The organism is Nocardia pseudovaccinii (assembly GCF_050942345.1).
Classification (GTDB): domain Bacteria; phylum Actinomycetota; class Actinomycetes; order Mycobacteriales; family Mycobacteriaceae; genus Nocardia; species Nocardia pseudovaccinii.
In genome coordinates this window covers 9,324,859-9,350,131 of the sequence record NZ_CP192074.1, presented here as the reverse complement: position 1 = coordinate 9,350,131, position 25,273 = coordinate 9,324,859, and the positions used below count along the sequence as shown (strand labels likewise).

The 25,273-nt window shown below is 65.0% G+C and carries 24 protein-coding genes; 8 read left to right on the top strand and 16 right to left on the bottom strand.

Annotated elements, in window-relative coordinates:
• Positions 1 to 282: 282 nt before the first annotated feature.
• Together ACQPZ2_RS42005 and ACQPZ2_RS42000 are read right to left on the bottom strand one after the other, a co-directional pair.
• Positions 283 to 699 carry a helix-turn-helix domain-containing protein gene (locus ACQPZ2_RS42005; protein WP_011207048.1) on the bottom strand — a complete coding sequence of 139 codons (417 nt, stop codon included), beginning with the start codon at positions 697 to 699 and terminating at the stop codon, positions 283 to 285.
• Between the two features lie 361 nt (positions 700 to 1,060).
• Positions 1,061 to 2,224: a steroid 3-ketoacyl-CoA thiolase gene (locus ACQPZ2_RS42000; protein ID WP_433523403.1), complete on the bottom strand. Its 1,164-nt coding sequence runs from the start codon at positions 2,222 to 2,224 to the stop codon at positions 1,061 to 1,063.
• Positions 2,225 to 2,322: 98 nt separating this feature from the next.
• On the opposite strand from ACQPZ2_RS42000, the gene ACQPZ2_RS41995 reads away from it, so the two are divergent.
• Positions 2,323 to 3,630, top strand: a complete 1,308-nt coding sequence (locus tag ACQPZ2_RS41995) for a cytochrome P450 (RefSeq protein ID WP_433523402.1) — start codon at positions 2,323 to 2,325, stop codon at positions 3,628 to 3,630.
• A gap of 137 nt (positions 3,631 to 3,767) precedes the next feature.
• Here the strand turns inward: ACQPZ2_RS41995 and ACQPZ2_RS41990 are convergent, their stop codons facing one another.
• Genes ACQPZ2_RS41990 through ACQPZ2_RS41970 form a run of 5 tightly spaced genes read right to left on the bottom strand, consistent with a single transcriptional unit; the run spans position 3,768 to position 8,339 of the window.
• Positions 3,768 to 4,184: a nuclear transport factor 2 family protein gene (locus ACQPZ2_RS41990; RefSeq protein WP_433523401.1), complete on the bottom strand. Its 417-nt coding sequence runs from the start codon at positions 4,182 to 4,184 to the stop codon at positions 3,768 to 3,770.
• Complete coding sequence (locus ACQPZ2_RS41985; protein WP_433527674.1) at positions 4,181 to 5,071, bottom strand: TIGR03619 family F420-dependent LLM class oxidoreductase; 891 nt, start codon at positions 5,069 to 5,071, stop codon at positions 4,181 to 4,183. The genes ACQPZ2_RS41990 and ACQPZ2_RS41985 overlap by 4 nt, the downstream gene beginning before the upstream one ends.
• A gap of 8 nt (positions 5,072 to 5,079) precedes the next feature.
• Positions 5,080 to 6,249: a thiolase domain-containing protein gene (locus ACQPZ2_RS41980; protein WP_433523400.1), complete on the bottom strand. Its 1,170-nt coding sequence runs from the start codon at positions 6,247 to 6,249 to the stop codon at positions 5,080 to 5,082.
• Positions 6,246 to 7,322 (bottom strand): thiolase domain-containing protein, encoded by a 1,077-nt coding sequence (locus ACQPZ2_RS41975; protein ID WP_433527673.1) that lies wholly within the window; start codon positions 7,320 to 7,322, stop codon positions 6,246 to 6,248. Before ACQPZ2_RS41975 ends, ACQPZ2_RS41980 begins: the two co-directional genes overlap by 4 nt.
• A gap of 24 nt (positions 7,323 to 7,346) precedes the next feature.
• Positions 7,347 to 8,339: a Zn-ribbon domain-containing OB-fold protein gene (locus tag ACQPZ2_RS41970; RefSeq protein ID WP_433527672.1), complete on the bottom strand. Its 993-nt coding sequence runs from the start codon at positions 8,337 to 8,339 to the stop codon at positions 7,347 to 7,349.
• A 193-nt stretch (positions 8,340 to 8,532) separates the two neighbouring features.
• Between ACQPZ2_RS41970 and ACQPZ2_RS41965 the strand changes: the two genes are divergently transcribed.
• Positions 8,533 to 9,570: an LLM class F420-dependent oxidoreductase gene (locus tag ACQPZ2_RS41965; RefSeq protein WP_433523399.1), complete on the top strand. Its 1,038-nt coding sequence runs from the start codon at positions 8,533 to 8,535 to the stop codon at positions 9,568 to 9,570.
• An 85-nt stretch (positions 9,571 to 9,655) separates the two neighbouring features.
• Positions 9,656 to 11,185, top strand: coding sequence for an acyl-CoA synthetase (locus ACQPZ2_RS41960; protein ID WP_433527671.1), 1,530 nt, complete (start codon positions 9,656 to 9,658; stop codon positions 11,183 to 11,185).
• A 460-nt stretch (positions 11,186 to 11,645) separates the two neighbouring features.
• Here ACQPZ2_RS41960 and ACQPZ2_RS41955 read toward each other — a convergent pair whose 3' ends face one another.
• Positions 11,646 to 12,635 carry a sigma-70 family RNA polymerase sigma factor gene (locus tag ACQPZ2_RS41955; protein ID WP_433523398.1) on the bottom strand — a complete coding sequence of 330 codons (990 nt, stop codon included), beginning with the start codon at positions 12,633 to 12,635 and terminating at the stop codon, positions 11,646 to 11,648.
• A 184-nt stretch (positions 12,636 to 12,819) separates the two neighbouring features.
• Between ACQPZ2_RS41955 and ACQPZ2_RS41950 the strand changes: the two genes are divergently transcribed.
• Positions 12,820 to 13,236 (top strand): VOC family protein, encoded by a 417-nt coding sequence (locus tag ACQPZ2_RS41950; protein WP_433523397.1) that lies wholly within the window; start codon positions 12,820 to 12,822, stop codon positions 13,234 to 13,236.
• A 68-nt stretch (positions 13,237 to 13,304) separates the two neighbouring features.
• On the opposite strand, the gene ACQPZ2_RS41945 is transcribed toward ACQPZ2_RS41950, so the two are convergent.
• Positions 13,305 to 14,081 carry a crotonase/enoyl-CoA hydratase family protein gene (locus ACQPZ2_RS41945; RefSeq protein ID WP_063046682.1) on the bottom strand — a complete coding sequence of 259 codons (777 nt, stop codon included), beginning with the start codon at positions 14,079 to 14,081 and terminating at the stop codon, positions 13,305 to 13,307.
• Between the two features lie 85 nt (positions 14,082 to 14,166).
• Between ACQPZ2_RS41945 and ACQPZ2_RS41940 the strand changes: the two genes are divergently transcribed.
• A complete protein-coding gene (locus ACQPZ2_RS41940; protein ID WP_063046681.1) occupies positions 14,167 to 15,816 on the top strand; it encodes an acyl-CoA synthetase in 1,650 nt (549 codons plus the stop codon).
• 7 nt (positions 15,817 to 15,823) lie between these two features.
• Complete coding sequence (locus ACQPZ2_RS41935) at positions 15,824 to 16,654, top strand: thioesterase family protein (protein WP_433527670.1); 831 nt, start codon at positions 15,824 to 15,826, stop codon at positions 16,652 to 16,654.
• Positions 16,655 to 16,695: 41 nt separating this feature from the next.
• Here ACQPZ2_RS41935 and ACQPZ2_RS41930 read toward each other — a convergent pair whose 3' ends face one another.
• Positions 16,696 to 17,877, bottom strand: coding sequence for an FAD-dependent oxidoreductase (locus tag ACQPZ2_RS41930; protein WP_433523396.1), 1,182 nt, complete (start codon positions 17,875 to 17,877; stop codon positions 16,696 to 16,698).
• Between the two features lie 100 nt (positions 17,878 to 17,977).
• On the opposite strand from ACQPZ2_RS41930, the gene ACQPZ2_RS41925 reads away from it, so the two are divergent.
• The gene (locus ACQPZ2_RS41925; RefSeq protein ID WP_433523395.1) at positions 17,978 to 18,592 is read left to right on the top strand and encodes a TetR family transcriptional regulator; all 615 of its coding nucleotides are present in this window, start codon (positions 17,978 to 17,980) and stop codon (positions 18,590 to 18,592) included.
• On the opposite strand, the gene ACQPZ2_RS41920 is transcribed toward ACQPZ2_RS41925, so the two are convergent.
• The 6 genes from ACQPZ2_RS41920 to ACQPZ2_RS41895 all read right to left on the bottom strand — a co-directional run bounded on the left by ACQPZ2_RS41920 (position 18,565) and on the right by ACQPZ2_RS41895 (position 24,538).
• Positions 18,565 to 19,326, bottom strand: coding sequence for an SDR family NAD(P)-dependent oxidoreductase (locus ACQPZ2_RS41920; RefSeq protein WP_433523394.1), 762 nt, complete (start codon positions 19,324 to 19,326; stop codon positions 18,565 to 18,567). The two genes, ACQPZ2_RS41925 and ACQPZ2_RS41920, sit on opposite strands and share 28 nt — an antisense overlap.
• Entirely contained in the window at positions 19,323 to 20,297 is a 975-nt protein-coding gene (locus ACQPZ2_RS41915; RefSeq protein ID WP_433523393.1) for a hypothetical protein, read from the bottom strand. Before ACQPZ2_RS41915 ends, ACQPZ2_RS41920 begins: the two co-directional genes overlap by 4 nt.
• 189 nt (positions 20,298 to 20,486) lie before the next feature.
• Positions 20,487 to 21,278, bottom strand: coding sequence for an alpha/beta fold hydrolase (locus tag ACQPZ2_RS41910; RefSeq protein WP_433523392.1), 792 nt, complete (start codon positions 21,276 to 21,278; stop codon positions 20,487 to 20,489).
• Positions 21,279 to 21,349: 71 nt separating this feature from the next.
• Entirely contained in the window at positions 21,350 to 22,459 is a 1,110-nt protein-coding gene (locus ACQPZ2_RS41905) for a cytochrome P450 (protein WP_433527669.1), read from the bottom strand.
• Between the two features lie 37 nt (positions 22,460 to 22,496).
• Complete coding sequence (locus tag ACQPZ2_RS41900) at positions 22,497 to 23,399, bottom strand: SMP-30/gluconolactonase/LRE family protein (RefSeq protein WP_433523391.1); 903 nt, start codon at positions 23,397 to 23,399, stop codon at positions 22,497 to 22,499.
• Positions 23,393 to 24,538, bottom strand: coding sequence for a cytochrome P450 (locus ACQPZ2_RS41895; RefSeq protein WP_433523390.1), 1,146 nt, complete (start codon positions 24,536 to 24,538; stop codon positions 23,393 to 23,395). Before ACQPZ2_RS41895 ends, ACQPZ2_RS41900 begins: the two co-directional genes overlap by 7 nt.
• Positions 24,539 to 24,624: 86 nt before the next feature.
• On the opposite strand from ACQPZ2_RS41895, the gene ACQPZ2_RS41890 reads away from it, so the two are divergent.
• Positions 24,625 to 25,236 carry a TetR/AcrR family transcriptional regulator gene (locus tag ACQPZ2_RS41890; RefSeq protein WP_245721287.1) on the top strand — a complete coding sequence of 204 codons (612 nt, stop codon included), beginning with the start codon at positions 24,625 to 24,627 and terminating at the stop codon, positions 25,234 to 25,236.
• The last annotated feature ends 37 nt before the right edge of the window (positions 25,237 to 25,273 follow it).

Sequence of the window (25,273 nt, the reverse complement as noted above, 5' to 3'; positions counted from 1 at the left end):
AGTCCGAAGCATTCCGAGGACTCGCTCCGGGTATTCAATACGGTTGACATAGCAAGGAATCCGGCAAGGCTCTGATGGCCTGCCGGATTCCATGTGTCTACCGACGTATCCGCACAACTGATTTCGTCACAACGCGGTCACTCCAGGCGCGCGCTTTTATCGCAACCCTGCACTTGTCGCCAAGCCCATAATTCATGGGTAGTGCAAGTCGCGAAGCATCCATACCCATGACGCAGTACGGTGCGACCCTGTGGGTCGCACCGTACTGCGCTGTGGGAGAACCTATTCGGTACCGTCCGGAGGAATTTCGGGCAGACCTTCGCTTGCCCGCAATTTCTCCGCCATGGAGGTGAGGAGGTTCTGTGATTCTTCGGACAAATCGAACGCCCTACTCGACAACCGTCGCAGCCCGTAGCCCTGCAGCTGGGACAGCAACTCCAGATCGTGATCGATCTTGGCGGCATAGATGTCGTTGAAGAAGTAGTCCGGCTTGACCTTGAAGAACTTGGCCAGTGCAGCCACCGTTTCGTCCGACGGGTTGGTCCGCTGTCCCGACCGCAACTGCGAGAGGTACGGTTTCGAGATCGGATGCCCGGAGGCCGTCAGCGCAGCCGCAACCTCCGCGTTGGTGTGCGGCTTGCGCCCCGGGGGATGCACGGTTTCGAACAGCTTGTTCAGCCGCGCCGCGAAATCAGCCATTGTGAGCCGCCCAATTCCCTTCGCTGTACTAACAGTCGTTATCTCGGATACGTATCATTGATATTAGCGGCTCAGTAACTGAAAACCTACGCCTGATTCAGGATTTCCTTGAAGCTTCTAGGTGCCGCTCCGGTGAAGTCACTGCGACGGTTGCGTTTGCGGGTCACGCCAACGGCTCTTGAGAAGGGGTGGTGTGAACCGGTTCTGGCCCGTCGCGAGGGTCTTGCCCGATAGGTCTATGATAGCGAAAAGATAGCTGATAGGTCATCTACGTGCCTGTACTGGAGTTTGTGTGGCGTACGACACGTTTTGGGCTCATTGGGATGAACGTTCAACTTTGGAGCAGAATTGGTTGAAACTGCTACAAACGCTCGATGATAGTGCCTGTCGCCAATGCGCCACCTGCACACATGAGAACCATCGCGGTGCTGCCGCCGGATCGCTCCAGTTCGTGCAAAGCCGTTGTGATGAGCCGAGATCCGGTTGAACCGACGGGATGTCCGAGGGCGATGGCGCCACCGTTTACATTCACCCGGTCCATGTCTGGTTTGTGTACAGAAGCCCATGAAAGTGCCACTGCCGCAAAGGCTTCATTGATCTCGAAAAGGTCGATGTCGCCGATATTCATTCCGGAGCGTTCGAGCAGCCGGGTGCAGGCCTGCACCGGACCGTCGAGATGGAACTCGGGCTCCGCGCCGACGAGCACCTGGCTCACAATCCGCGCTCGCGGGCGCAAACCTGCCCGCTGCGCGGCCTTTTCGTCCATCAGCAGTACGGCGGCCGCCCCGTCGGAGATCTGCGAGGAAGTGCCCGCGGTGTGGATTCCGCCCTCGAGTACCGGCTTCAGCTTGGCCAGGCCCTCGGGCGAGGTGTCGCGAAGGCCCTGATCCCTTGTCACGTCCAGCTTTTCGCCGGTGAGCTTGCCTTCCTTGTCGACACCGGGCGCGGTCACGGTGAGCACCTCGCGATCGAAGCGTCCCTCGGCCCAGGCCTGGGCGGCCAACCGCTGCGAGCGGACGCCGAGTTCATCGAGATCATCGCGAGTGAAGCCGCGCCGCTTGGCAATACGCTCGGCGGCCTCGAATTGATTCGGCAGATCGATATTCCAGGAGGCCGGGCGACGCGGGCCCGCGTTCTCGCCGACGTTGGCGCCCAAGGGAACTCGGCTCATCGCCTCCACGCCGCAGGCCATGCCGATATCGATGGCGCCGGTCGCGATCAGTCCGGCGATCAGGTGGTTGGCCTGCTGCGCCGATCCGCACTGCGCGTCGATGGTAGTGGCGCCGACCTGCCACGGGAGTCCGGCGTGCAGCCAGGCCACGCGGGTCACGTTGTTGGACTGTTCGCCGGCCTGGGTGACGCAGCCGCCGATGACCTGTTCCACCGCGGCGGGATCCAGGTGCGCCTTCTCGAGCAGTCCGCGCTGGGCGACGCCGAGCAGTTCGGCGGCGTGCAGACCGGCGAGCCAGCCGCCGCGCTTGCCGATGGGGGTGCGAGCGGCCTCGACGATGACGGGTGTGCCCATGTCCAACCTTTCTTTCGGGACAGAAACTGAAACGTGTGTTTACGCGCAATACGGCGGAATCTGTCCTGTTCTTCCCTCATTATGCAGCCTATGCTTCAATGATTGTAGAACGTGTTTCAGTTTGTCGAAGGAGACATCTGGTGGTAGACCAGCGCAATGCCCGGCCGAACCTGCCGGATGGGTTCGATGTCACGGACCCGGACATTTATGCCGAGCGTGTTCCGGTCGAGGAGTACGCCGAACTGCGCCGTACCGCACCGATCTGGTGGAATCCGCAGCCCCCTGAGATCGGCGGTTTCCATGACGAAGGCTTCTGGGTGGTGAGCAAGCATGCCGACGTCAAGGAGGTCTCGCGCCGCAGCGATGTGTTCTCCACCTTCGAGAACACCGCGATCCCGCGCTTCAACGACGACATCACTCGCGAGCAGATCGAATTGCAGCGCTTCGTCCTGTTGAACATGGATGCGCCCCAGCACACCAAGCTCCGCAAGATCATCTCCCGCGGCTTCACCCCGCGCGTGATCAACGGCCTGAAGGCCGAACTCGAGACCAGGGCCGAGGCCATCGTGAAGGAGGCGGTGGAGAACGGCACCGGCGATTTCGTCACCCAGGTTGCCTCCGAACTGCCGCTGCAGGCGATCGCCGAGCTGATCGGCATCCCGCAGGAGGACCGCAGGAAGGTCTTCACCTGGTCCAACGATATGACCGGCTACGACGATCCGGAAAGCACGGCCGATCCGGTCGCCGCATCCGCCGAGGTGCTCGGCTACGCGTACCAAATGGCCGCGGCGCGTAAGGAATGCCCGGCCGACGATATCGTGACCAAGCTGATCGAGGCGGATGTCGACGGCGATGAGCTGACGCCGGAGGAGTTCGGCTTCTTCGTGATCATGCTGGCCGTCGCGGGCAATGAGACCACCCGCAATGCGATCACGCACGGCATGGCGGCCTTCCTGGAGCATCCGGACCAGTGGGAGCTGTTCAAGAAGGAGCGTCCGGCCACCGCCGCCGACGAGATCATTCGCTGGGCCACCCCGGTCACCTCGTTCCAGCGGACCGCGCTGGAGGACACCGAACTCGGTGGCGTGCAGATCAAGAAGGGCCAGCGGGTGGTCATGCTCTACCGCTCGGCCAACTTCGACGAAGAGGTCTTCGAGAACCCGGAGAAATTCGACATCATGCGAAAGGACAACCAGCACTTGTCCTTCGGCGGTACCGGCGCGCACTTCTGCATCGGCGCGAATCTGGCGCGGATGGAGGTCGATCTGATCTTCAATGCCATTGCCGACGCCATGCCCGATATCACCAAGCTCGGTGACCCCAAGCGGCTGCGTTCCGGCTGGCTCAACGGGGTCAAGGAATTCCAGGTCGACTACAAAGCCTCGGGCTGCCCGGTCGCGCACTGAATCGCCGGGGATCCAGGCTTGTGTCGGCAGCCTGGGTCCCCGGCCCTCGGTAACAGATAAGGGCCCCCGCACCGGTTTGCCCAATAGCCGGTGCGAGGGCCCTTGTTGTGCTGCCCCCGAGGGGAGGGGCAGCGCGCTCAGGTGATCGGCTTGGCCGTAGCCATTGCGCGGTCGACCTCCCAGAAGGCCCGCAGCGCGGCGATTTTGCCTGATCCGTCGACCTTGTAGGTGAACACGCCCACGGCATCGATCTGGTGTCCGCCCATCTTGGTGCGGATCAGACCGGTGAAGGCGATCTCGTTACCGCAGGCGAAGGAGTCCCCGAACAGGAACTCGATCGAATCGGTCTTCGCGATCGCCATATCCCAGAAGGCCGCGATGGCCTCCTTACCGCGATGACCCTTGCCCTCCGGATCGAAACCCGAAGGGCCGATGGGGTCTTCGACAATGCCGTCGGTTGCGAACAGATCGACCCACGCCTGCTTGTCCCTGGCCCGCACCGCGGCCTGCGAGGCGAGTCCGGCGGTCCTTGCTGGATGTTCGGAAGTACTCATACGCGTGCCTTCGCGACGATGGGGTCCTCGATATTCTTCGCGGCGAAGCGGCGCAGCGAATCCTGCTTCGCCGCCAGCTCACCGTCGAAGCCGATGCCGTCGGCCAGCCACGGGACCACGATCGCATCGGTCACCCCGGCATCGGCCAGATCTTGATATCCGGAGCGCCCGAACTTGTCGATGCACACCGCCTGGATTTCGAAAGGTGCACTCTCCCTGCCGAATTCGGTGCGCAGGGAGCCGAGCCTGCCGATGGTGACGCACAGTTCGTCGTAGGTCATCATCGCCGAGGTCCAGCCGTCGCCGACCTTGGCCGCCCGGCGCAGCGCGGGCGCGGTGTGGCCGCCGATGTAGAACGGCACCGGCTCGCTCGGCGCCGGGCTGATCTGCAGCGGCTCGAAGTCGAAGAACTTCCCGTGGTACTCGACCATGCCGCCGTCGAGTACCAGCTTGATCACCTCGATCATCTCGTCGACCCGTGCGCCACGGTCGGCGTAGGGTACGCCGCACCATTCGAATTCCTCAGGTGCCCAGCCGATTCCGACACCGAACCCGAACCGGTCACCGGACAGGTTGGCGACCGAGCCCACCTGGCGCGCAAGCAGCAGCGGATTGCGCGAGCCGAGCTTGAGCACGTTGGTGTAGAAGCGAATCCGGCTGGTCACCGCCGCCATAGCGGTCGCACCGATGAGCGGGTCGACCCATGGTGTCTCCGGGCCCCAGAAGCGGCTGCCGTCGGCGGTGTAGGGATACTTCGCGGCCGCCGACTTCATATAGAACAGCGAATCCGGTAGTGCGATCGACGAAAACCCGCACTCCTCAGCGGTTTTCGCCAACTCCGGCAGCTGGTCCAGCGGACTCAGCGCGATACCGACGGTGAACTTCAGCGGGATCATCAGTTCGGCTGCTCCGAGCCGACCACCCACATCGAGAAGTACTGCGACCCACCGCCATACGCGTGTCCGAGTGCCTTCTTGGCATTCGCGACCTGGTAGTCCCCGGCCCGGCCCATGACCTGCTTGGCGGCCTCGGCGAATCGGATGAGCCCCGAGGCACCGATCGGATTGGAGGAGAGCACGCCGCCGGACGGATTGACCGGCAGGGTGCCGCCGATCTCGGTCTCGCCCTTATCGGTGAGCTTCCAGCCGTCGCCCTGCGGGACGAAGCCCAGGTTCTCCAGCCACATCGGCTCGAACCAGGAGAACGGCACGTAGATCTCGGCGACATCGATTTCGTTGAGCGGGTCGGTGATTCCGGCGGCCTGCCACAGTGCGGCCGCCGCATCCTGTCCGGCCTGTGGATTGACCTGATCGCGTCCGGCGAAGGTGGTCGGCTCGGTGCGCATGGCGGTGCCGTGCACCCACGCGACCTTCTTGCCGGTGGCCTCGACGGCCTTCGCGGCATCCTCGTCACCGATCACCACGGCGCACGCACCGTCCGAGGACGGGCAGGTCTCGTCGAATCGGATGGGATCCCACAGCATTTGGGAGGAGAGCACCTTCTCCAGCGTGATATCCGGCTGGTGCAGATGTGCCAGCGGATTCTTCGCGCCGTTGCGGCGATCCTTCACCGCCACCATCGCGCCGATATGGCCCGGCGCATTCGAGCGACGGATGTAGGAACGCACGTGCGGTGCGAAGTAGCCGCCCGCACCCGCGCCGACCGGCATGGTGAACGGCACCGGAAACGACAACGCCCACATGGCATTCGATTCCGACTGCTTCTCCCAGGCGATCGCGAGTACGCGCTTGTGCACCCCGGCCTGCACCAGATTGGCGGCGACGATACCGGTGGAGCCGCCGACGGATCCGGCGGTGTGCACGCGCAGCAGCGGTCTTCCGGTGGCGCCCAACGCATCCGCCAGATACAGCTCGGGCATCATGACGCCCTCGAAGAAGTCCGGCGCCTTACCGACCACCACCGCATCGATATCGGCGATGGTGAGTCCGGCGTCGACGAGCGCACGATCGATCGCCTCGCGGCACATGCCCGCCATGGACACATCGGTTCGTTTCGTCACGTGATGGGTTTGTCCGGTGCCGAGCACCGCAGCAGGGAAACTCATCGGCTCGCCTCCGAATCCAAAACGGCTACCAAGTTCTGTTGCAGGGCAGGACCGCTGCTGGCATGGGCGAGCGCGCGATTCGCGGTGCCCGCGATAATCGCCTCGGCCGCGAAGCCGATGCGCTCGAGACCCGCCGAGAACATCGGATTGGCGGCGAGTGCGCCGCCCGACGGATTCACCTTGGTCTCGGACCGCAGGCCGATGGCCTCGGCGAGAATCAGCTGCTGATGGCTGAACTGCGCATGCAGTTCGGCGATATCGAAGCCGCTGGTATCGCCGCCGGTAACCGATTGTGCCGCCGCCGAAGTCGATGGAGAGACGGTCAGATCGCGGGCGCCGAGATTGGGGGTGTCCACCCGATGCGCCATGCCGGTGATCCAGGCCGGGCGTTCGCACAGTTCGCGCGCCCGGTCGCCGACCGCGAGCACAATGGCGGCCGCGCCGTCGGTGACCGGTGCGACATCGTGCGCGCGCAGCGGATCGGCGACATACGGTGTGGCGAGCAGAGTTTCGATATCGCCGGAATCACCGGCGGCCACCGCCGCCATATCGCGCTCGGTCCAGCGTCCCGCATCCAGTCCGGCCTGCGCCTGCAGACCCGCGATGGACAGTGCGTCCGGCCACAGCGGAGTGACCAGATACGGATCGAGCTGCATGGTCAGAACCTGGCGCAGCGTACCCGCCGAGGACTTGCCGAACCCGTACACCAGCGCCGTCTGCGCCTGGCCGGAACGGAGTTTCACGAATGCCTCGTAGAGCGCCCACGCGGCGTCCATTTCGACGTGCGATTCGTTGATGGGCGGCACCGCGCCGATGGCATCGACCGCCGAGATGAACGAGAAAGCGCGGCCGGCAAGGTAATCCGAGGAACCCGAGCACCAGAAGTCGATATCGGACTTGGTAATGCCGAGTCGGGCGTAGAGCTGCTGGAAGATGGGCACCAGCATCTCGACACCATTGGTGGTGCCGAAGGTCTCCGGCACATGCGGTGCGTGAGCGAAGCCCACAACCGCGATGTCGCAAGGGGGATGGTAGCCGTCGGAGCGTGCGGAGACGGCGGGGTGGGTAGGCAGAGCGTTGTTCGTCAACGTGGCCTCTCAGAGATGGTGCTTATAGGTCTCGTAGTCGGCATCCGGCTCGCCGGTGGGTCGGAAGTGGTCCACATTGCTGAGCCCGAACCCCCACTCCTCGCGCGGTTTCCACACCGCCTCCACCCGCATGCCCATCCGCACCTCGCTCGCGTCGCATCCGAGCACCAGGTGCAGCACCGGGATATCCGCGCCGTCGAGCAGCACATATGCCGCCACGTACGGCGGCTTGATCCGCTGGCCCATGAACGGCACATTCACGATGCAGAAGGTGGTGACGATGCCGCGGTCGGGCAGTTCGACGATTTCGTCGGTAGGCCTGCCGTCGGTCGGATTGGCGCCGCGCGGCGGGAAGTACACCTTGCCCGCGGCGTCCGTGCGCCCGCCGAGCAGCTTGCCCTCGGCCAGACCGCGCAGGTAGATGGTCTCCTGCGGCGACGCGCTGTGCATGTACTGCAGGTCGACCGGGGTGATGAGTACCTCGATCGGCTCGCCGTCCGCGCTGGATTCCGCCGGTGCGGTGGACGTCTCGCCCGGCTCGAAGCAGGCGATGTCCTTGATGCTGCCGATGGTCTCGTCGGCCCAGCGTGCGACCACGCGGAGTCCGGTGTGGATGTCCTCGGGTGTGGAAACATCGACGGCGTGCAGCAGCGTGGTGTCCGCGCCGTCGAGCTTGATCAGTGCCCAGGCGAACGGGCGGTCGAACGGCTGACCGGGCAGCGGATCGCGCACGAAGGTCCACGACTGGACGGTGCCGGTATCGGCCACATCGACGAATTCGGTCAACGGTGCGGAGGTGACCGGATCGTATTCCGGCGGCGGCACCAATACCCGCCCGTCCGAGCCACGCACACCGACGATCCGGCGGGCGCGCAGCTTGGCCAGGAAGGTGCCGATGGTCGGTCCGACCGATCGCGTGTAGTCGAATTGCACCCGAAGGGGTGCACTGAGTACGTCGGGCGCGGCAGTGTGCCCGCCCGAGCCCCGACCACCACCCCGCATCGAGTCGCTGCGCGACGCAGTGTTCATTGACCCTCTCTCATCCGCGATTGTCCCGGATGCGGTATGCCCACCCGTCGCCCGACCACCACCCCTCACGGAGTCGCTCCGCGACGCAGTATTTTCTTCAGCCACGAAATCGAGTAGAACAGGTTCTTATTCTGCTGGCAAGAAGTTGGCTGGAAAGAGGTCTCCCATGAAGTTCGGATTGCAACTCGGGTACTGGATGGCGCAGCCGCCACAGAATGCCGGTGAGATGGTGGTCGCCGCCGAAGCGGCCGGTTTCGACGCGGTCTTCGCGGCCGAATCCTGGGGATCGGATGCCTTCGGGCCGCTGATGTGGTGGGGCTCGTCGACGAATCGGGTGCGGCTGGGCACCTCGGTGGTGCAGATGTCGGCGCGCACGCCCGCCGCGACGGCCATGCACGCACTGACGCTGGACCATCTCAGCGGCGGCCGGGCGATCCTCGGGCTCGGCGTTTCGGGTCCGCAGGTAGTGGAGGGCTGGTACGGACAGCCGTTCGCCAAGCCGTTGCAGCGCACCAGGGAGTACGTCGGCATCATTCGCCGCATTCTGGAGCGGCAGGCGCCGGTCACCAATGACGGGCCGCAGTACCCGCTGCCCTACACCGGACCGGGTGCGACTGGACTCGGCAAGCCGCTCAAGCCGATAGTGCATCCGCTACGAGCGGATTTGCCGATCTGGCTGGGTGCGGAGGGGCCGAAGAATGTGGCGCTGACGGCTGAGATCGCCGACGGCTGGCTGGCGATCTACTACGCGCCGCGGCTGGCCGGGATGTACAACGACTGGCTCGACGAGGGCTTCGCGAGGGTCGGCGCACGGCGTTCGCGGGCGGATTTCGAGATCGCCGCGAGCTGTCAGGTGGTGATCACCGACGATCCGAAGAGCGAGTTGGAGCGGATGCGCTGGATCATGGCGCTCTACATCGGCGGCATGGGCGCACCCGAACTGAATTTCCACGCCCAGGTCTACCGGCGGATGGGCTATGAGCGCGAGGTCGACGAGATCGGCAGGCTGTTCCAATCCGGGAAGAAGGCCGAGGCCGCCGCCATGGTGCCGGATGAGCTGATTTTGGATACATCGATCATCGGCGACGAGGAGCATGTGCGTAAGCAACTCGGCGTGTGGGAAGCCGCGGGCGTCACCGAGATGCTGGTGTCGGTTCCAGATTTCGAGCAATTGCATCGGCTCGCACCCCTTGTACAGATGTAGAACACGTTCTAGATTCGTAGGGGTGACTGATTCACCCACCCCGTCGGCTCCGCCTCCTCACCATCCCCCGAGGGAGTCAGTAGAAATTCTCGGTCTCTGGAACATCGCGAACGCGGAACCCGATCGGATCGCACTGGTGGATCCATCCGGCCGCGAGGTGAGCTATCGCGAATTGGCCACGCTCGCAAACCGCTACGGCACCGGACTGCGGGCGCTCGGCCTGCAGCCCGGCGACGTGCTGGTCAGCATGGTGCACAACTGTGTCGAGGCGGTCGCCGCCTACTTCGCGGCCTATCAGGCCGGGCTGTACATCGTCGCGGTGAACTGGCATCTGACCGGTCCGGAGGTCGCCTACATCCTCGGCGACAGCGAGGCCAAGGCGTTCATCGCGAGTGATCGGTTCGCCGCCGCCGCGATCGCCGCCGCGGATGAGGCCGGGCTGCCCGCCACCGCGCGCTTCGCGGTCGGCGAGATCGAGGGCTTCAAATCGGTGTCGTGGCTGGGTGCCGCCGATACCGGTCGCCCCGATAACCGGACCACCGGCGCGCCGATGCTCTACACCTCGGGAACTACGGGGCGGCCCAAGGGTGTTCGGCGTCCGCTCACCGGTACCGACCCCGATGTCGTACCGCCGCATTCGCCCGCCTTCTTCGGCCTGTTCGGGCTGAAGCCCTACGACGATCACGTGCACATCTGTGGTTCGCCGCTGTACCACACCGCCGTGCTGAACTTCGCGACGATCTCGATCCAGTTGGGGCACAAGGTCGTTCTGATGGATCGCTGGGACGCCGAGGAAATGCTGCGGCTCATCGACAAGCACCGGGTCACCCACAGCCATATGGTGCCGACCCAATTCCACCGCCTGCTCGCGCTGCCCGCGGATGTGCGCGCCAAGTATGACGTTTCGTCGCTGCGCAGCATGGTGCACGGCGCGGCGCCGTGCCCGGCCGAGACCAAGCGGCAGATGCTGGAGTGGTGGGGCCCGACGGTCACCGAGTACTACGCGGCCACCGAGGGCGGCGGCACGGTGATCAACGGGACCGAATGGCTCACGAAGCCCGGCTCGGTCGGCAAGGCCTGGCCCTGGTCGGTGATCAAGGTGCTGAGCGAGGAAGACGGTTCCGAAGTTCCCGCGGGTGAGACCGGTCTGGTCTACATGCGCATGGGCGTGTCCAGCTTCGAATACCACCACGCCAAGGAGAAGACCGAAGAGGCAAGGGTCGGCGACCTTTTCACGGTCGGCGATATCGGCCACCTCGACGAGGACGGCTACCTCTACCTGCACGACCGCCGCTCCGATCTGATCCTGTCCGGCGGTGTGAACATCTACCCGGCCGAGATCGAGAATGTGCTGACCACCCACCCGAAGGTCGAGGATGTCGCGGTCTTCGGTCTGCCCCATCCGGATTGGGGCCAGGAGGTCAAGGCCGTCGTCCAGCCGGTCGCGGGTGTCGAGGGCAACGACGAACTCACCGCCGAGCTATTGGCCTTCGCCGCAACCCAATTGGCGAAATACAAAATACCCCGCTCCATCGACTACCTCGACGAACTCCCCCGCGACCCCAACGGCAAGCTCTACAAGCGCAAACTCCGCGACCGCTACATCCCGGCCTAGAGCGCTATCGCATACCCAGTGACTGTCGCTCAGAACGTATAGCTTCTGCGCGACAGTCACTGCGTATGCGACAAGCTCACAGGTTGTGCGGGACGGCCGGGCGCGTACCTGGTTCGCGCGGGTATCCGCTGTCTGGTCCGGTCTTCCTCGTCTCGCTGCAAGTCCTCTTGTGCCGCTGATGTTTTCGCGCGCCGCGCATTGGTTCGCTCGGCGAATTCGCGCGCGGCGCGCCGAAACGTGCGCGGCACCCAAATCAGCGAGGCGTCCGCAGGGTCGGTCTCAGCATCTCCTGGCTCGGCCTACCCCTCCCCGAGCCGACCCCAACTTTCCCCACCAGTCCTCATTCAACCCTCTCGACCCGGTCCGTTGCCTCCCAAGCCTTCGCCTCCGGGTCTCGAACCTTCCCCTCCCGACCCCGGACCTCCCCTCCCGGAGCCCTCAACCGAACCACCAAACCAGTTCAGGCAGCTTCGCGCAGCTCCGGCGCCAAACCGAAGAGCGGGAACAGCTTTTCGGTGTCGAGGAAGAAGTTGAGTCCGGCGATCGAGTCGCCGTCCAACTCCAGCACCGTGATGGACCACGGCACCCAGACGCCCGGCTCGGTCTCGCTCGGCTTGTAGTGGCCGAACGCGGGCAGACCGTTGGCGCCTGCCAACCGGATCATGCGGGAATCGCGGCAGCCCTTGCCGTGGCCGAGCATGAAAGCGGCCACATTCTCGGGGCCCGAGACCCAGAGTTCGATCGGCGGCATGGACAGTGCCACATCGGTTTTCAGCAGGGTGGTCAGGGTGTCCATATCGTAGGCCTCGAAGGCCTTGACGAAATCGTCGACGAGTTTGCGCTGATCGTCATCGGTTTCGTCATAGGTGTCGGTGGCAGTCGGCTGCACCTTCGACATGGTGGCCCTGGCGCGCTGTAGTGCGCTGTTCACCGAGGCGGGGGACATGGTGAGTGCCTCGGCCGTCTCACTGGCCGAGAACCGCAGCACTTCGCGCATGATCAGGATGGCGCGCTGGGTCGCGGGCAGATGCTGACAGGCCGCGACGAACGCCAGCCGCAATGTGTCCTTGGCCGAGGCGTGCTCGGCCGGATCCGATCCGAAGGCCAGTGCGTTCGGGATCGGTTCGATCCAGACGTAATCCGGTTGCGGCATCGGCAGCGGCGAATCCGGCCGCGATGGACCGGACAGATCCATCGGCCTGGCCCGGCGCTGCGGGCCGTCGAGCATATCGAGGCAGACATTGGTGGTGATCTTGTACAGCCACGACCTCAAGCTGGCGCGACCCTCGAACGAGCCGTAGGACTTCCACGCACGAGTGAAGGTCTCCTGCACCGCATCCTCCGCTTCGAAGGAGGAGCCGAGCATGCGATAGGCGTAGGCGCACAGTTCCCGCCGGTGTCCTTCGAAGGATTCGAGGACGTCCGGGGTGAGGCCGACGGAGTCGTTCATGGGTGTCACCCTGCCACAGCCCACCGACACATTCGAGACCCGAATCGCCTGTACCTGCGGCTTCAAGATCAATCACTGCGGTGCGACAGATGTGTTCGGCCACACAGTGCTCGGAACCGATGAGTTCCGCACGGTCGATCCGTCTTTACATAGAGACCGCCAACGCCGACGTAAGGGATCCCGCATGCCCAGCAAGATGATCTTCATCAACCTCCCCGTCGCGGACCTGGGCCGGTCCAGAAACTTCTACGAGGCGATCGGCTGGAAGGTGAATCAGGACTTCACCGATGAGAACGCCGCGTGCATCGTCATCGACGACAACATCTGCGCCATGCTGCTGACCAAGGAGTTCTATGCGAACTTCAGCAAGCGCCCGATCGCCGACACGATCGCGACCAGCGGCGGCGCGTACGCGTTGTCCCTGGGCAGCGCACAAGAGGTCGACGCACTCACCAATGCCGCCCTGGCAGCAGGCGCCACCGAGGAAATCAACGAGGATCGCCGCGCCCAGGAAGCCCAGGTCGGCATGTTCGGCCGCACGTTCATCGATCCGGATGGCCACCAGTGGGAGCCCTTCTGGATGGACTACCCCGGCAACTGATCGACGCCGATGCCGGTCGAGTGGTGGCCCGGGTGCCACCACTCGACTTGCTTCGGCGCGAACGTAGTTCAGCTGCCGGTAAAGGTGGGCTTGCGCTTCTCCGCGAAGGCCTTCGGGCCCTCCTTGGCATCGGCCGACCGGAAGACCGACATGCCGAGCTTCGCCTCGATCTGGAAGGCGTCCTCTTCCGGCATGGCCTCGGTCTCCCGAATGGTGCGCAGAATCGCCTGCACCGCGAGGGGACCGTTGGCCGCGATCTGCGCGGCGAGTTCGAGTGCCTTGTCCAACGCGGTGCCGTCCGGGACCACATGCCCGATCAGCCCGATCTCCTTGGCCTCGCCGGCGCTGATGTGCCTGCCGGTCAGCAGAATGTCGGCGGCGACGGTGTAGGGAATCTGCCGGACCAGCCGCACGGCCGAGCCGCCGAGTGGGAACAGGCCCCAACGCGCCTCGGATACACCGAATTTCGCGCCTTCGGCGGCCACTCGGATATCGGTGCCCTGCAGGATTTCGGTGCCACCGGCGATGGCCGGGCCCTCCACCGCCGCGATCAGCGGTTTGGTGAGTCGACGGCCTTTGAGCAGCGCCTCCAATTTGGTCGGATCGAAGCTGCTCGCGTTGTCGCCGGGGTGCCGTGCGGTCATCGCCTTGAGGTCCATGCCCGCACAGAAAGCACCGCCCGCACCGGTCAGGATCGCGACCCGGATATCGGGATCGTTGTCCACCTGGTCCCAGGCGTCGCGCATGATCGCCATCATCTCGGCCGAAAGGGCATTGCGGGCCTCGGGCCGATTCATGGTGACGATGAGGACGTGATCGCGCTTCTCGACGAGGCAATCTGGCATTGGGAGATTCTCCTGACTTTCCAGGGCCCGGGGTGGGTCAAATTCAGCCTTGTCAGAAACAGTAACACGTTCTATTTTTAGCTCTGTGAGCTACAACATAGCGGACCTAGTCGAACACGCCATCGATCTGATGCCCGACCGCGTAGCGCTGGCCGACGACGGCCGCGAGGTGACTTACGCGCAGCTGGAGGAGCGGGCCAACAAACTCGCAAACTACCTGCTGCAACAGGGTGTCCAACCGGGTGACAAGGTGGGCATCTATTCGCGGAACACGGTCGAGGCCGTCGAGGCCATGGTCGCGGTCTTCAAGGCGCGCGCCGTGATGATCAACGTGAACTTCCGTTACGTCGAGAACGAGTTGCAGTACATTTTCGACAATTCGGATATGGTCGCGCTGATCCACGAGCGCCGCTACAGCGACCGGGTGGCCGGGGTTCGCCCGAATACGCCCCTGCTGAAGACGGTCATCGTCGTGGACGACGATACGACCGGCACTATTGCGACCGCAGCCGATTCGGTGGAATACGAGACGGTGCTGGCCGAGTCCTCCGGTGAGCGCGACTTCGGCGAGCGCTCCTCCGATGACATCTTCATGCTCTACACCGGCGGCACCACCGGCTTGCCCAAGGGCGTCATGTGGCGGCACGAGGACTGGTGGCGCGTGCTCGGCGGCGGCATCAACTTCCTCACCGGCGAATACGTCGAGGACGAATGGCATCAGGCCAAGACCGGTGCGGGCAATCCGCAGATGGTCCGGTTCCCGATTCCGCCGATGATCCACGGCGGCTCACAGACCGCGACCTTCCACAGCCTGTTCGACGGCGGTAAGGCCGTGATGATTCCGGAGTTCACCGGACACGGCGTGTGGCAGCACATCGACCGGCACAAGATCAACCTCATCTTCATCACCGGTGACGCCATGGCCCGGCCGATGATGGACGCGCTCGCCGAGGGCAATCCGGAAACCGGTGAGCCGTACGACCTTTCGAGCCTCTACCTGATCGCCAGCAGTGCGGCGCTGTTCTCGCCGACGCTCAAAGACCAGTTCCTGGAACGCCTGCCGAACCGGATGATCACCGATTCCATCGGGTCGTCCGAGACCGGCTTCGGCGGTCTCGCCGTTGTCGCCAAGGGCGCCAACCACACCGGTGGTCCGCGGGTGAAGATCGATGCCGCCACCCAGGTGCTCGACGACCAGGGCAATCCGGTGGCACCGGGCTCCGGGCAGGTCGGGTTCCTCGCGCGCAGCGGCCACATTCCGGTCGGCTACTACAAGGACGAGGCCAAGACCAAGGCAACGTTCAAGGAGTTCAACGGAATTCGCTACTCCATCCCCGGCGACTACGCCCGGGTCGAGGAAGACGGCACCGTCACCATGCTCGGTCGCGGTTCGGTGAGCATCAATAGCGGCGGCGAGAAGATCTATCCGGAGGAGGTCGAGGGCGCGCTCAAGATCCACCCCGAGATCTTCGACGCGCTCGTGGTCGGCGTTCCGGACGAGCGGTGGGGACAGCGGGTGGCGGCGGTCGTGCAGTGTCGTGGCGACAAGCGACCCACCCTCGACGAACTGCGTCCGGTGCTCACCCAGGAGATCGCGCCCTACAAGCTGCCGCGCAGTGTGTGGTTCGTCGATCAGATCAAGCGCAATCCGGCGGGCAAGCCCGATTACCGTTGGGCCAAGGCGCAAACCGAGGAGCGTCCGGCCGACGAGCACATCGAGGCGAGCAGCAAGTAAATTGGCTATTCGCCTGGGGTTTTTCGAGGAGACCGCACTCGGCTTCGAGCCGTTGCCGTTCGCCGCAAGTGCCTGGTCGCCGGATATGATCAACGGTCCCGCCATCTGTGGACTGCTGGCGCAGGCGCTCGAACGTGAACACGGTCGGGACGGATTCGTGCCCGCCAGGCTGACCGTCGACCTGTTCCGGCCGACGCGCAGGCAACCGGTCCAGGTGGTCACCGAATCGGTGCGCGACGGGCGGCGGATCCGGGTCGCGGATGCCGCGCTGATGCAGGACGGTGTCGATGTGGCCAGGGCGACGGCGGTCTTCTTGAAGAAGTCGGTACAGCCGCCGGGGGAGCTGTGGACTCGGCAGGATCAACCCGCGCCGCCGCCGGTCGAGATCTCGCCGCCGACGGATCTGCCCCGTGCTCCGATGTGGGGCAGCGATGCCCATGCCGACGGCTGGTCGACGCGGATCGGTGAACATCAGAACGGCAGTCGCAAACGGACCTGGCAGGTGCCGATGTCGTTGATCGAGGGGCAGACGCCGTCCGCATTCGTCGGTGCGACCATCATCGGCGAGGGGACCAGCATGATGACCAATTGGGGCAGCGCCGGAATCGGATTCATCAACACGGATCTGACACTGGCACTCGCGCGGCCCGCCGTCGGCACGGAAATCGGACTCGAGGCCGATATGCACATCAGCGCGGAGGGGGTCGCGGTGGGCACCGCGATACTGTTCGATCGGCATGGATCGTTCGGGACCTGTGTGGTGACCGCGCTGTCGAATGCCGAACGTCAGGTCGATTTCTCCAATGGGGTCGACCACATCGAGGCCGCGAATAGGTAAGGCCCGCCGGGCACTTGCCAGGCGGGCCCTTCAGGCGGGGACTATCGGTTGGCGAGTTCCGCGAGGCGGAATGCCAGCTTGTTCCGGACCGCCGGGACGCTGGTCGCCATTGTCATAACGGTATTGCGGACGATGCGTGCCGGGAGCGGTCGCAAGGTGGCCATCTTCGTCATCCGATCGGTGAAGGCGACGACACCGAGAGCCACTGGGCGACGGGTGGTTTCGTAGGCGTCGAGTATGGCGTCGGGCTCGCCGCCTACGACCCGGGCCAGCAGCGGACCGAGGAAAGCCGCATCCTGGATGCCGGTGTTCATGCCTTGTCCGCCCGCCGGGCTGTGCACATGTGCGGCATCGCCGGCCAGCAGCAGACGACCCGCGCGGTAGTGATCCGCGACGCGGTGGTGCACCCGGAAGCGCGAGCTCCACAGCACCTCACGGACTTTCACGCTGCCGCCGGGGCCGCGGGTGTCCAGGATGGTCTGAATATCCTCGATAGCCGGGTGCTCGGGTGCCTCGTCGACGGTCGCGACGACCCGGTACCGATTCGGATCGGTCTCGTCCGGCAGCGGCGCGACCACCGTCACGCCCTCCGGCGAAAGGTGCAGTGCCACTTCGTCGCGCGCGATCGGCCAGTCCATCCGGACATCGGCGAGGACGAAGGATTCCGGGTAGGTGTCGCCGGTGAAGCCGATGCCCGCCTGCTCACGGACGACGCTGTGCATACCGTCCGCGCCGACCACATAGTCCGCGCGGATCGTGCCGGTCGCGCCCGCGCTGTCGACGTATTCGACTGTTACGCAGTCGTTTTCATCGACGACCCCGGTGATCCGGTAGGGCCGGTGCACATCCCCGCCCGCCTTGCGCAACCGTGCGAGCAGTACGGCCTCGGTGGTGTCCTGCGGAACCATCAGCGTGTACGGGTACTCGGTGGGCAGTCCGCCGAACGGCACTGTCGCCAGTGTGCGGTTGCCGTCCAGCACTCGGAAGGTCGGCACCACGATGCCGCGGTCCACGAGTTCCTCGGCGATGCCCAGTTCCCGCAGCACCTCCAGGGTCCTTGCGTGAACCACCGCGGCGCGCGAGGTGTTCGCACCCTCGGTGAGCCGGTCCAGCAGAACGAAGTCGATACCGGCGTCGGCCAGGGTGATCGCGGTGGTCAGTCCGGCCGGACCGGCCCCGATGACAACGACGGAAGTGGTCTCCGGCAGCGGGGTGGTGTTCATCGGAACTCCTAGGTCAACATCTGTAGGCCAACGCTTGTTGGCATAACCGTAGCGTGAGTCGCTTGCGAAAGTCAACAGTTGTTGGCCTACACTTGTTGGCATGAGTATCGAGCCTGATCAACCGCCTGCGCGTCGCTCCGATGCCACCCGCGCGGCCATCCTGGCGGCCGCGCGCGCCCGCTTCGCCGCCGAAGGATTTCGCAAGGCGACCATTCGCGCCATCGCCGCCGATGCCGCGATCGATCCGTCGATGGTGATGCGCTACTTCGGCAGTAAGGACGGGCTTTTCGCCGCGGCGGTCGATGTGCGCCTCGACCTGCCGGATCTCGCCGCGGCCGATCCGGATGCCCTGGGGGAGTTGCTGGTTCGCCGATTCCTGGCGGTCTGGGAGGACCAGTCCGACAACAAGGTGCTGGTGATCTTGCTGCGCTCGTCCATCACCGATGAGGGTGTGAGCCAACGCTTTCGGCAGATCTTCGCCGAACAGGTGCTGCCCGCGGTGCTGCGCTTCGGCGATCCGGCCGACGCGCAGCGCCGCGGGGGTTTGATCGTCACCCAGTTGCTCGGGCTCGCGCTGTGCCGCTACGTGCTCGAGCTGCCGCCGGTGGTCGGCCTGACGCACGAGCAGATCATCGCCGATATCGCACCGACTTTGCAGCGCTACCTGACATCCGAGCCGATCAGTGCCTATACGTGCGCGCCACCGTCGACGTGAATCGTTGTACCCGTGATGAATTCGCCGTCGGCGGAAGCGACCATCGCGACCACACCGGCGACCGTCTCGGGCGATCCGAGCAGTGGCCCGATGGCCGGAGCCATCTTGCTCATCAGGGCCGGATCGATATCCGGTGGCACCTCGAGCAGGCTGTAGGTCATGGCCGTCTCGATGCCGCCGGGCGAGACGCAGACCGCGCGCAGATTCCGCTTGCTGTACTCCAGCGCCAGCACCCGGGTGAAGGCCTCCAGTCCGCCTTTGCTCGCCGCGTACGCCGCGCGATACGGCGCGGCATAGGACGCGGCATTAGAGCTGATATTGACCACCACCCCGCGCCCGGACTCCAGTAGTGCGGGCAGGGCGGTCCGAGTCACCAGGAATGTTCCGGTCAGATTGGTGCCGAGGACGGTATTCCACAGCTCGGTGGTGGTCTCGTGGGTATGCGACATGCGCACGATCCCAGCGGCATTCACCAGCACATCCAGGCCATCGGCTATCAGCCCGGGCACCATCTGCTCGACAGCGGCCTCGTCCGCGATATCGAGCGACGCGACGGTGAGCCGGTCGCCCGAGCCCTGATCCATGGCGAGCTGAGCGGTCTTGGCGAGGCCGTCGCCGGTTCTGCTCACGCCGACCACCTCCGCTCCCTCCTCGAGCAGCCGCAAGACGATGGCCCGGCCGATGCCGGAACCCGCGCCCGTCACGAGCACTCGGCGTTGCGTGAAACGTTTCATACGCTCTGTACATCCCGTTCGGCCAGCAACTGCGCTATCTGGGGCAGCCGGTCGAGATCGATCGGCTCGGCGATCAATTCGACCGGAAAGGGCCGATCTGCGGGCTGTGGCAGGCCGGGGCCGAGGATCAGGCCACCGCGGATGCCGATGCGATCCATTTCCTGGATCAGCGGCTCGTAGCGGGCCGACTGCAAGTTGTTGTGCAGCACAAAATCGCGAACATCGTCGGCCGTGGTCAAACTGCGCTGCCGGACCGGTGAGCAGACCGGGAATTTCGGATCGCGGAAGGTCATATCGTCGACGAAACCGCGCATGAAATCCGCGGCATGCTGTTGCAGCGGCGAATGGAACGCACCCTGGTACGCATCCAGTACGAACATTTGGCGGGTATCCGAGGACGCCTCGATTTCGGCCAGGATCTCTTGCAGTGCCGTGAGATAACCCGAGATGACAAATGATCGGTGCACGTCATCGATCGGGCCGGTGTCGACGGCCAGATGCACACCGGGGCGGCGTGCACCGTAATAGTTCGCCGGATCGTCCTCGATCGGCGTGTACATCAGGCCCATCCCCTGTGCGGCAACACCTTCCGGCAATTCCGGCACGAGCCGGCGGTGATGCAGCATGCCGAACAATTCGTGCCGCTCCACGGCTCCGGCCACACAGGTACTGATCAGCGCGCCCAGGCTCAGGCCACCGGCGGCCTCCGGCTCGAAACCGCGCGCGGCCAGGTCCTCGGCGAGACCGAGTGCGAATGCGGCCTGACGCAATGCGCCGAGGCTGTGCCGATCCTCCGGTTCGCTCGCCATTTCCGCGGCCGATTCCCGCGCGCGCAGTCGGTCCACCGATAATCCGGTCACCGCGGCGGCTTCTTCGTAGGCGAGTGCGATGGACGGGCACCGCTCGCAGAATTCATCGATGACTTCGGCGGTCAGGCTGACCTGTCCACCGAACAGAAAAGAAACCCTCATTGCATGTCCTACCCACGCCGGGGGCGCACCATGGCGACACCCACTGCGTATCTGTGAATCACGTTCGACCGGAACGGAATTGGCGGCGCCGCCGTATCGAATACATCAAGCGGGCGTCCCTGTGGGCAAGAGTTTCCCCGGACCAGGCATCGGCCACCCCCTGGCCGGTAGTACCCCTGATCGGTAGTACTACCGGCCGAGTCGCCCGAGGAATTGCAGCATCAGCTGGTCGATTTCACACGCATGCGTGAGATTCGGTGTGTGCGCTGCGCCCTCGATGGTATGGAATTCCGCGGGACCACCGAGTCCCTTTGTCAGTAAATCCACGGCATCGTGATCGAAGGCCGGATCGGAGGCGCCGCGCACCAAGAGTGCGGGGCAGGTGATGTCGCCGATGAGATCGGAGATGTCGTCCACATTGATCAGACAGTCGGCCGCGGCGGCGACCCGTTCCCGATCACCGCTCAACCATTTGGCCAGCCACGGTTGATGATCGGACCGATCACCGCCGATGATCAAGCCCGCCACCATCTTCGCGATCACGGTCAGTGGCCCGGTCCCGATCCAGGCATCGGTGACCTGGCGATAGCCGACCCGCTGCACGTCGCTGTAGGCCCGCGCCGAACAGCCGAGCAGGATCAGGCCGTCCACTCGCGGCGGGCACAGCAGGGCCATCCGCAGTGCGGTGAATCCGCCCTGCCCGACACCGCCGACGACCACCCGGTCGATGCCGAGGTGGTCGACCACCGACCAGGCATCGCGGGCCAGATCCCAGAAACTGTATGCGCCGTCGTCGTGTTCGGTCAGTCCGTGGCCGCGCGCATCGATCGAGATCACGCGGTATTCCGGGGCAAGTGCGGCAATCTGGTTCGCGAACATTTCGTGATCCATGAAGAAGGCGTGCCCGAGCACCACCGCGGGCCCGGATCCTCCGCTGTCGACGAAGTGCACATTCGCGCCGGCGGAGGTTACGAAGGGCATAACCGTGCTCCTGTCAGACTGCGTCCCCCGAAAGGGAGCAGCCTAACAAGAACCGGTTATACCAACGGTTTTCACCACATCACGGGCAACTCCTCGACACCGCCGGTGAAGCTGCTGGTGCGCATCGGCACCTCGGCAGGGTCGACGGCCAGGCGCATGGTCGGGAACCGGGTCACCAATTGGGTGAATACAGTGTGCAATTCGATGCGGGCCAGCGGTGCGCCGATGCAGTGCCGCGCACCGTAGCCGAAGGTCACATGGGAGCCGTCCTTTCGGGCCACGTCGACGCGGTCGGGATCGGTGAAGACCGTCGGATCATGGTTTGCCGCGGTCAGATCCAGCAGGACGAGATCGCCGGTGTGCACCTCGTTTCCGTCGATCTCCATATCGGTGCGCGCATAGCGGGGCATCCGAGTGGCATCCGCGGTCCGGAGCAGTTCTTCGATCGCGGTCGGCACCAGTTCGGGGTCGTCGACCAGGGCCTGCCATTGGTCGAGGTTTTCCAGTAGTCGTTTGGCGCCGACCCCGATCTGGACCACCGTGGTCTCGTGCCCGCCGAACAACAAACCGAGGCCGAGCGTGGCAATGCCCTGATCGGACAGATCGTCTCGGGCGCACAGATGCGACAGCACGTCATCGGCCTGGTCGTGCCGTTTGCGTTGGACCAATGCCATGAAGTACTCGAACAATCCGGCGACACCCTGCTGCACCTTCACGGCGTCCTGCTGCTCGCCGAGGGCCTCGGTCCAGGCGCGGAACCGATCGCGGTCGGCGTAGGGCACACCGAGCAGTTCGCAGATGACCAATAGCGGCAGCGGCAGCGCCACAGCGGTGTGCAGGTCGGCGGGGGAGCCCTGCGCGGACATCTCGTCGAACAACCGCGTGGTGAGCTCTTCCACTCTGGGCCGCAAGTCGCGCATCCGCCGCGGCGAGAAGAACGGCACCACCAACTCGCGCAGCCGGGCCTGATCGGCGGGTTCGGTCTCGAAATTGCCGAGCGGGCCGCCGAAGAACATCGAATCCGAAGCCCGCGCGGCGGTTTCCGGCGTGGGATGGGTACGGCCGAGGCGCGGATCGGCGAACAGTGTCCGCACTTGCGTGTAGCTGGTGGCCAACCAGCCTTCATGGCCGAGCGCGGTGCGCGTCCGCTGGATGGTTTCACCTGTGCCGGGGCAGCCCATGTCCACAGTCACTCCTTACGTAGTTCTCGGGTCGGACTCATTCGGGCAAGCGCACTCGCAGCAGGTTGCCGCTGGCAGTGCCGACGACGAATTCCCTTTCGGCGCTCCGTGATACGACGATCGAGGTCATCGGCTCACCCGTCAGGACGGTGCATGTCGAGTGATCCGCCGGATTGATGCGGACGAGTCGGCCCGAGGTGGTGGCGTCGTAGAGCATGCCGTCCGGGCCGATGGCGAGATCGTCGGGAAGCGGAGGCGCGCCGGGTCCGGCGGCCAGATCCGCGACGACGGTGGCGTGCGAGGGATCGTCGAGCGGGATGCGCAGGATGCGGCCGTTCGGGCTGAGATACAGCGTGACGTAGAGCGCGTCACCGTCGACCAGAATGCCGTCGGCGCCGAAATGCTTTGCCCGGTCGGACCATTCGGCGTCGACGCTGCCGTCCGGCCGGATCCGGACAACGCCGGTCGAGGTGTCGGCGACGAAAAGGTTTCCCGCGGTATCGAATGCGGCGCCATTGGCCATACCCAGACCGGAGGCGAAGATCTCGGCCCGCGGCGTCTCGGCTGTGGGATCAATGCGGACGACGCCGCCACCGGTCGAGCCGGGTACCAGATTGGTCGGGAAGTTGCCGTAGGTCACGTAGATCAGCTGGTCCGGGCCGAGTTTCAGCGCACCGGGATACGCGACCGCGACCTTGGCGGTAACGCGGCCGGACGGGTCATAGCGAACCACTTCGTTGCGTCGCACCCGCGAGACCCATAGGTCACCGCGCGCGTCATAGGCCAGCCCTTCGGCCCAGTCGTCATCCCGAACGACAGCGGCCGCGGCAATCGTGGCGGTGGCTGTTGCGCACGAAACCGATTCGGCCGCGGCCGAAACCGGAATCACGCCGACGAGCGCGCAGGCGATCGCGGTGCCGACCCCTATCGCGTTCACCATGCGACGGGCAACGAGGTCAGGCCCTTGGTGACAACGTTCTCGCGCACTTGCAACTGGTCCGGGTCGACCGTCAGGTGCAGTGTCGGGAAGCGAGATATCAGCTGACCGAAGGCGACCTGCAATTCGATGCGAGCCAGCGGCGCACCGGTGCAGTAGTGCAGGCCGTAGCCGAACGCCAGATGCTGCCCCTCCGAGCGGGTCACGTCGAGTTGGCGCGCATTGGTGAAGATCTCCGGATCGTGGTTGGCCGAATCGACGTCCAGCAGCACCAGATCGCCCGTCCGGACGGCGACGCCGTCGATCTCCATATCGGTGCGCGCATAGCGGGCGAAGGCGGTGGAGTCGTGTACGCGCAGCAGTTCCTCGATCGCGGCGGGCACCAGCTCCGGCTGGTCGACCAGCTGCTGCCACTGCGCCGGATTCCGCAGCAATTGCACGGTGCACAGGCCGATTTCGACGACGGTGGTCTCATGCCCGGCCAAGAGCAAGCCCATGGCCAGCGTCGCGATGGCATCGTCGGCCAGGTCCGGCACCTCGCACAGCTTGGCGATCACGCCCTCGCCCGGTTCCCTGCGCAGCCGTTCGACCAGCGACTTGCAGTACAGGAACCATTCGGCTCCGGCCTGTCCCGACTTCGCGCCGTCGCTGGTGTCGAACAGCGCCTCGCTCCAGATCCGGAACTGCGCGCGATCCTCGTAGGGGACACCGAGTAGTTCGCTGATGACCAGCAGCGGCAGCGGTTCGGCGAAGGCCTTGTGCAGGTCGGCGGGCGAGCCCTTTCCGGCCATATCGTCGAGCAGTTGCGTGGTGAACGCGGCCACCCGCGGCGTGAGTTCGCGCATCCGCTTGGCCGAGAACAGCGGATTCAGCAGTCCGCGCATCCGCGCGTTATCGGCGGGTTCGGTCTCGAAGTTCCCGAACGGGCGGCCGAAGAACACCGACTCCGACGACCGTGCCGCCGTCTCCGGCGTCGGATGGGAACGGCCCAGACGGACATCGGTGAACAGCTCTTTCACCTTGTGATAGCCGCAGACCTTCCAGGCCTCGTCGCCCGTCGCCGTGCGGACGCGGCTGATCGAGCTGGGTGCGGCGTCGGTTCCGGTGAAGGGGCATGCGAGTTCCGATGAGTCGGTGGTCATGGCTCACTCCTTGCTAACAAGCTCTTGTACAAGCAAGCTTAAACATAATTGCTTGTACTATTCCACTTGAACAAGGAGGTGATGTCGTGCCCGAAAGCCCAACGCCCGCCGAGACTTCGGCGCAACCCGTCCGGCGCATGCCGCGTGCCCAGCGGCGCGAGCAGATCCTCGCCGCGGCCACCCGCGCGGTGGCCCGCAACGGATTCACCGGGACGGGCCTGCCCGATATCGCCGCCGAGGCGGGCATTACGCACGTGATCCTCTACCGTCACTTCGCCTCGAAGGCCGATCTGTACCGGGCCGTGCTGGAACGGGCCTATACCAGGCTCGGCGACGCCGTCGGCACCGAAAAGCTGGACGGCACCAGCATTTCCGCGCTGCTGCGGGCGGCCGCCGCGGATCCCGACGCCTTCCGGCTGCTGTTCCGGCACGCGGTCCGCGAGCCCGAATTCCGCGATGTCATCGATATGGTCCGCAGCTATTCGACGATGATCGCGCAGCGGTATCTCACCGATGCCGTGCCCGCGGGGCCGTGGCAGGACTGGGCCGCGCAGGTCATCCCCACCTTCATCCTGGATGCGGTGATCGCCTGGCTCGATGCCGGACAGCCGGATCTCGACGATGCCGCCGAGCGGATCAATCGCGCGGCCCGTGCGCTCATCGAGGTCGCCGGTGGTGAATTGCCCCAGAAGGATTGAGCGGCAAGGCATAACGTCATCCATGGGCGGCGACCCG

Bases quoted from the DNA above. Each gene is read 5' to 3' on its own strand.
- ACQPZ2_RS41990 (WP_433523401.1), bottom strand. From the start codon at position 4,184: ATGAGTACTTCCGAACATCCAGCAAGGACCGCCGGACTCGCCTCGCAG.
- ACQPZ2_RS41895 (WP_433523390.1), bottom strand. From the start codon at position 24,538: ATGACCACCGACTCATCGGAACTCGCATGCCCCTTCACCGGAACCGAC.
- ACQPZ2_RS41900 (WP_433523391.1), bottom strand. From the start codon at position 23,399: ATGGTGAACGCGATAGGGGTCGGCACCGCGATCGCCTGCGCGCTCGTC.
- ACQPZ2_RS41925 (WP_433523395.1), top strand. From the start codon at position 17,978: ATGAGTATCGAGCCTGATCAACCGCCTGCGCGTCGCTCCGATGCCACC.
- ACQPZ2_RS41915 (WP_433523393.1), bottom strand. From the start codon at position 20,297: ATGAGGGTTTCTTTTCTGTTCGGTGGACAGGTCAGCCTGACCGCCGAA.
- ACQPZ2_RS41920 (WP_433523394.1), bottom strand. From the start codon at position 19,326: ATGAAACGTTTCACGCAACGCCGAGTGCTCGTGACGGGCGCGGGTTCC.
- ACQPZ2_RS41970 (WP_433527672.1), bottom strand. From the start codon at position 8,339: ATGCGGGGTGGTGGTCGGGGCTCGGGCGGGCACACTGCCGCGCCCGAC.
- ACQPZ2_RS41910 (WP_433523392.1), bottom strand. From the start codon at position 21,278: ATGCCCTTCGTAACCTCCGCCGGCGCGAATGTGCACTTCGTCGACAGC.
- ACQPZ2_RS41950 (WP_433523397.1), top strand. From the start codon at position 12,820: ATGCCCAGCAAGATGATCTTCATCAACCTCCCCGTCGCGGACCTGGGC.
- ACQPZ2_RS42005 (WP_011207048.1), bottom strand. From the start codon at position 699: ATGGCTGATTTCGCGGCGCGGCTGAACAAGCTGTTCGAAACCGTGCAT.
- ACQPZ2_RS41965 (WP_433523399.1), top strand. From the start codon at position 8,533: ATGAAGTTCGGATTGCAACTCGGGTACTGGATGGCGCAGCCGCCACAG.
- ACQPZ2_RS41955 (WP_433523398.1), bottom strand. From the start codon at position 12,635: ATGAACGACTCCGTCGGCCTCACCCCGGACGTCCTCGAATCCTTCGAA.
- ACQPZ2_RS41905 (WP_433527669.1), bottom strand. From the start codon at position 22,459: ATGGGCTGCCCCGGCACAGGTGAAACCATCCAGCGGACGCGCACCGCG.
- ACQPZ2_RS41995 (WP_433523402.1), top strand. From the start codon at position 2,323: ATGATTGTAGAACGTGTTTCAGTTTGTCGAAGGAGACATCTGGTGGTA.
- ACQPZ2_RS41945 (WP_063046682.1), bottom strand. From the start codon at position 14,081: ATGCCAGATTGCCTCGTCGAGAAGCGCGATCACGTCCTCATCGTCACC.
- ACQPZ2_RS42000 (WP_433523403.1), bottom strand. From the start codon at position 2,224: ATGGGCACACCCGTCATCGTCGAGGCCGCTCGCACCCCCATCGGCAAG.
- ACQPZ2_RS41980 (WP_433523400.1), bottom strand. From the start codon at position 6,249: ATGAGTTTCCCTGCTGCGGTGCTCGGCACCGGACAAACCCATCACGTG.
- ACQPZ2_RS41930 (WP_433523396.1), bottom strand. From the start codon at position 17,877: ATGAACACCACCCCGCTGCCGGAGACCACTTCCGTCGTTGTCATCGGG.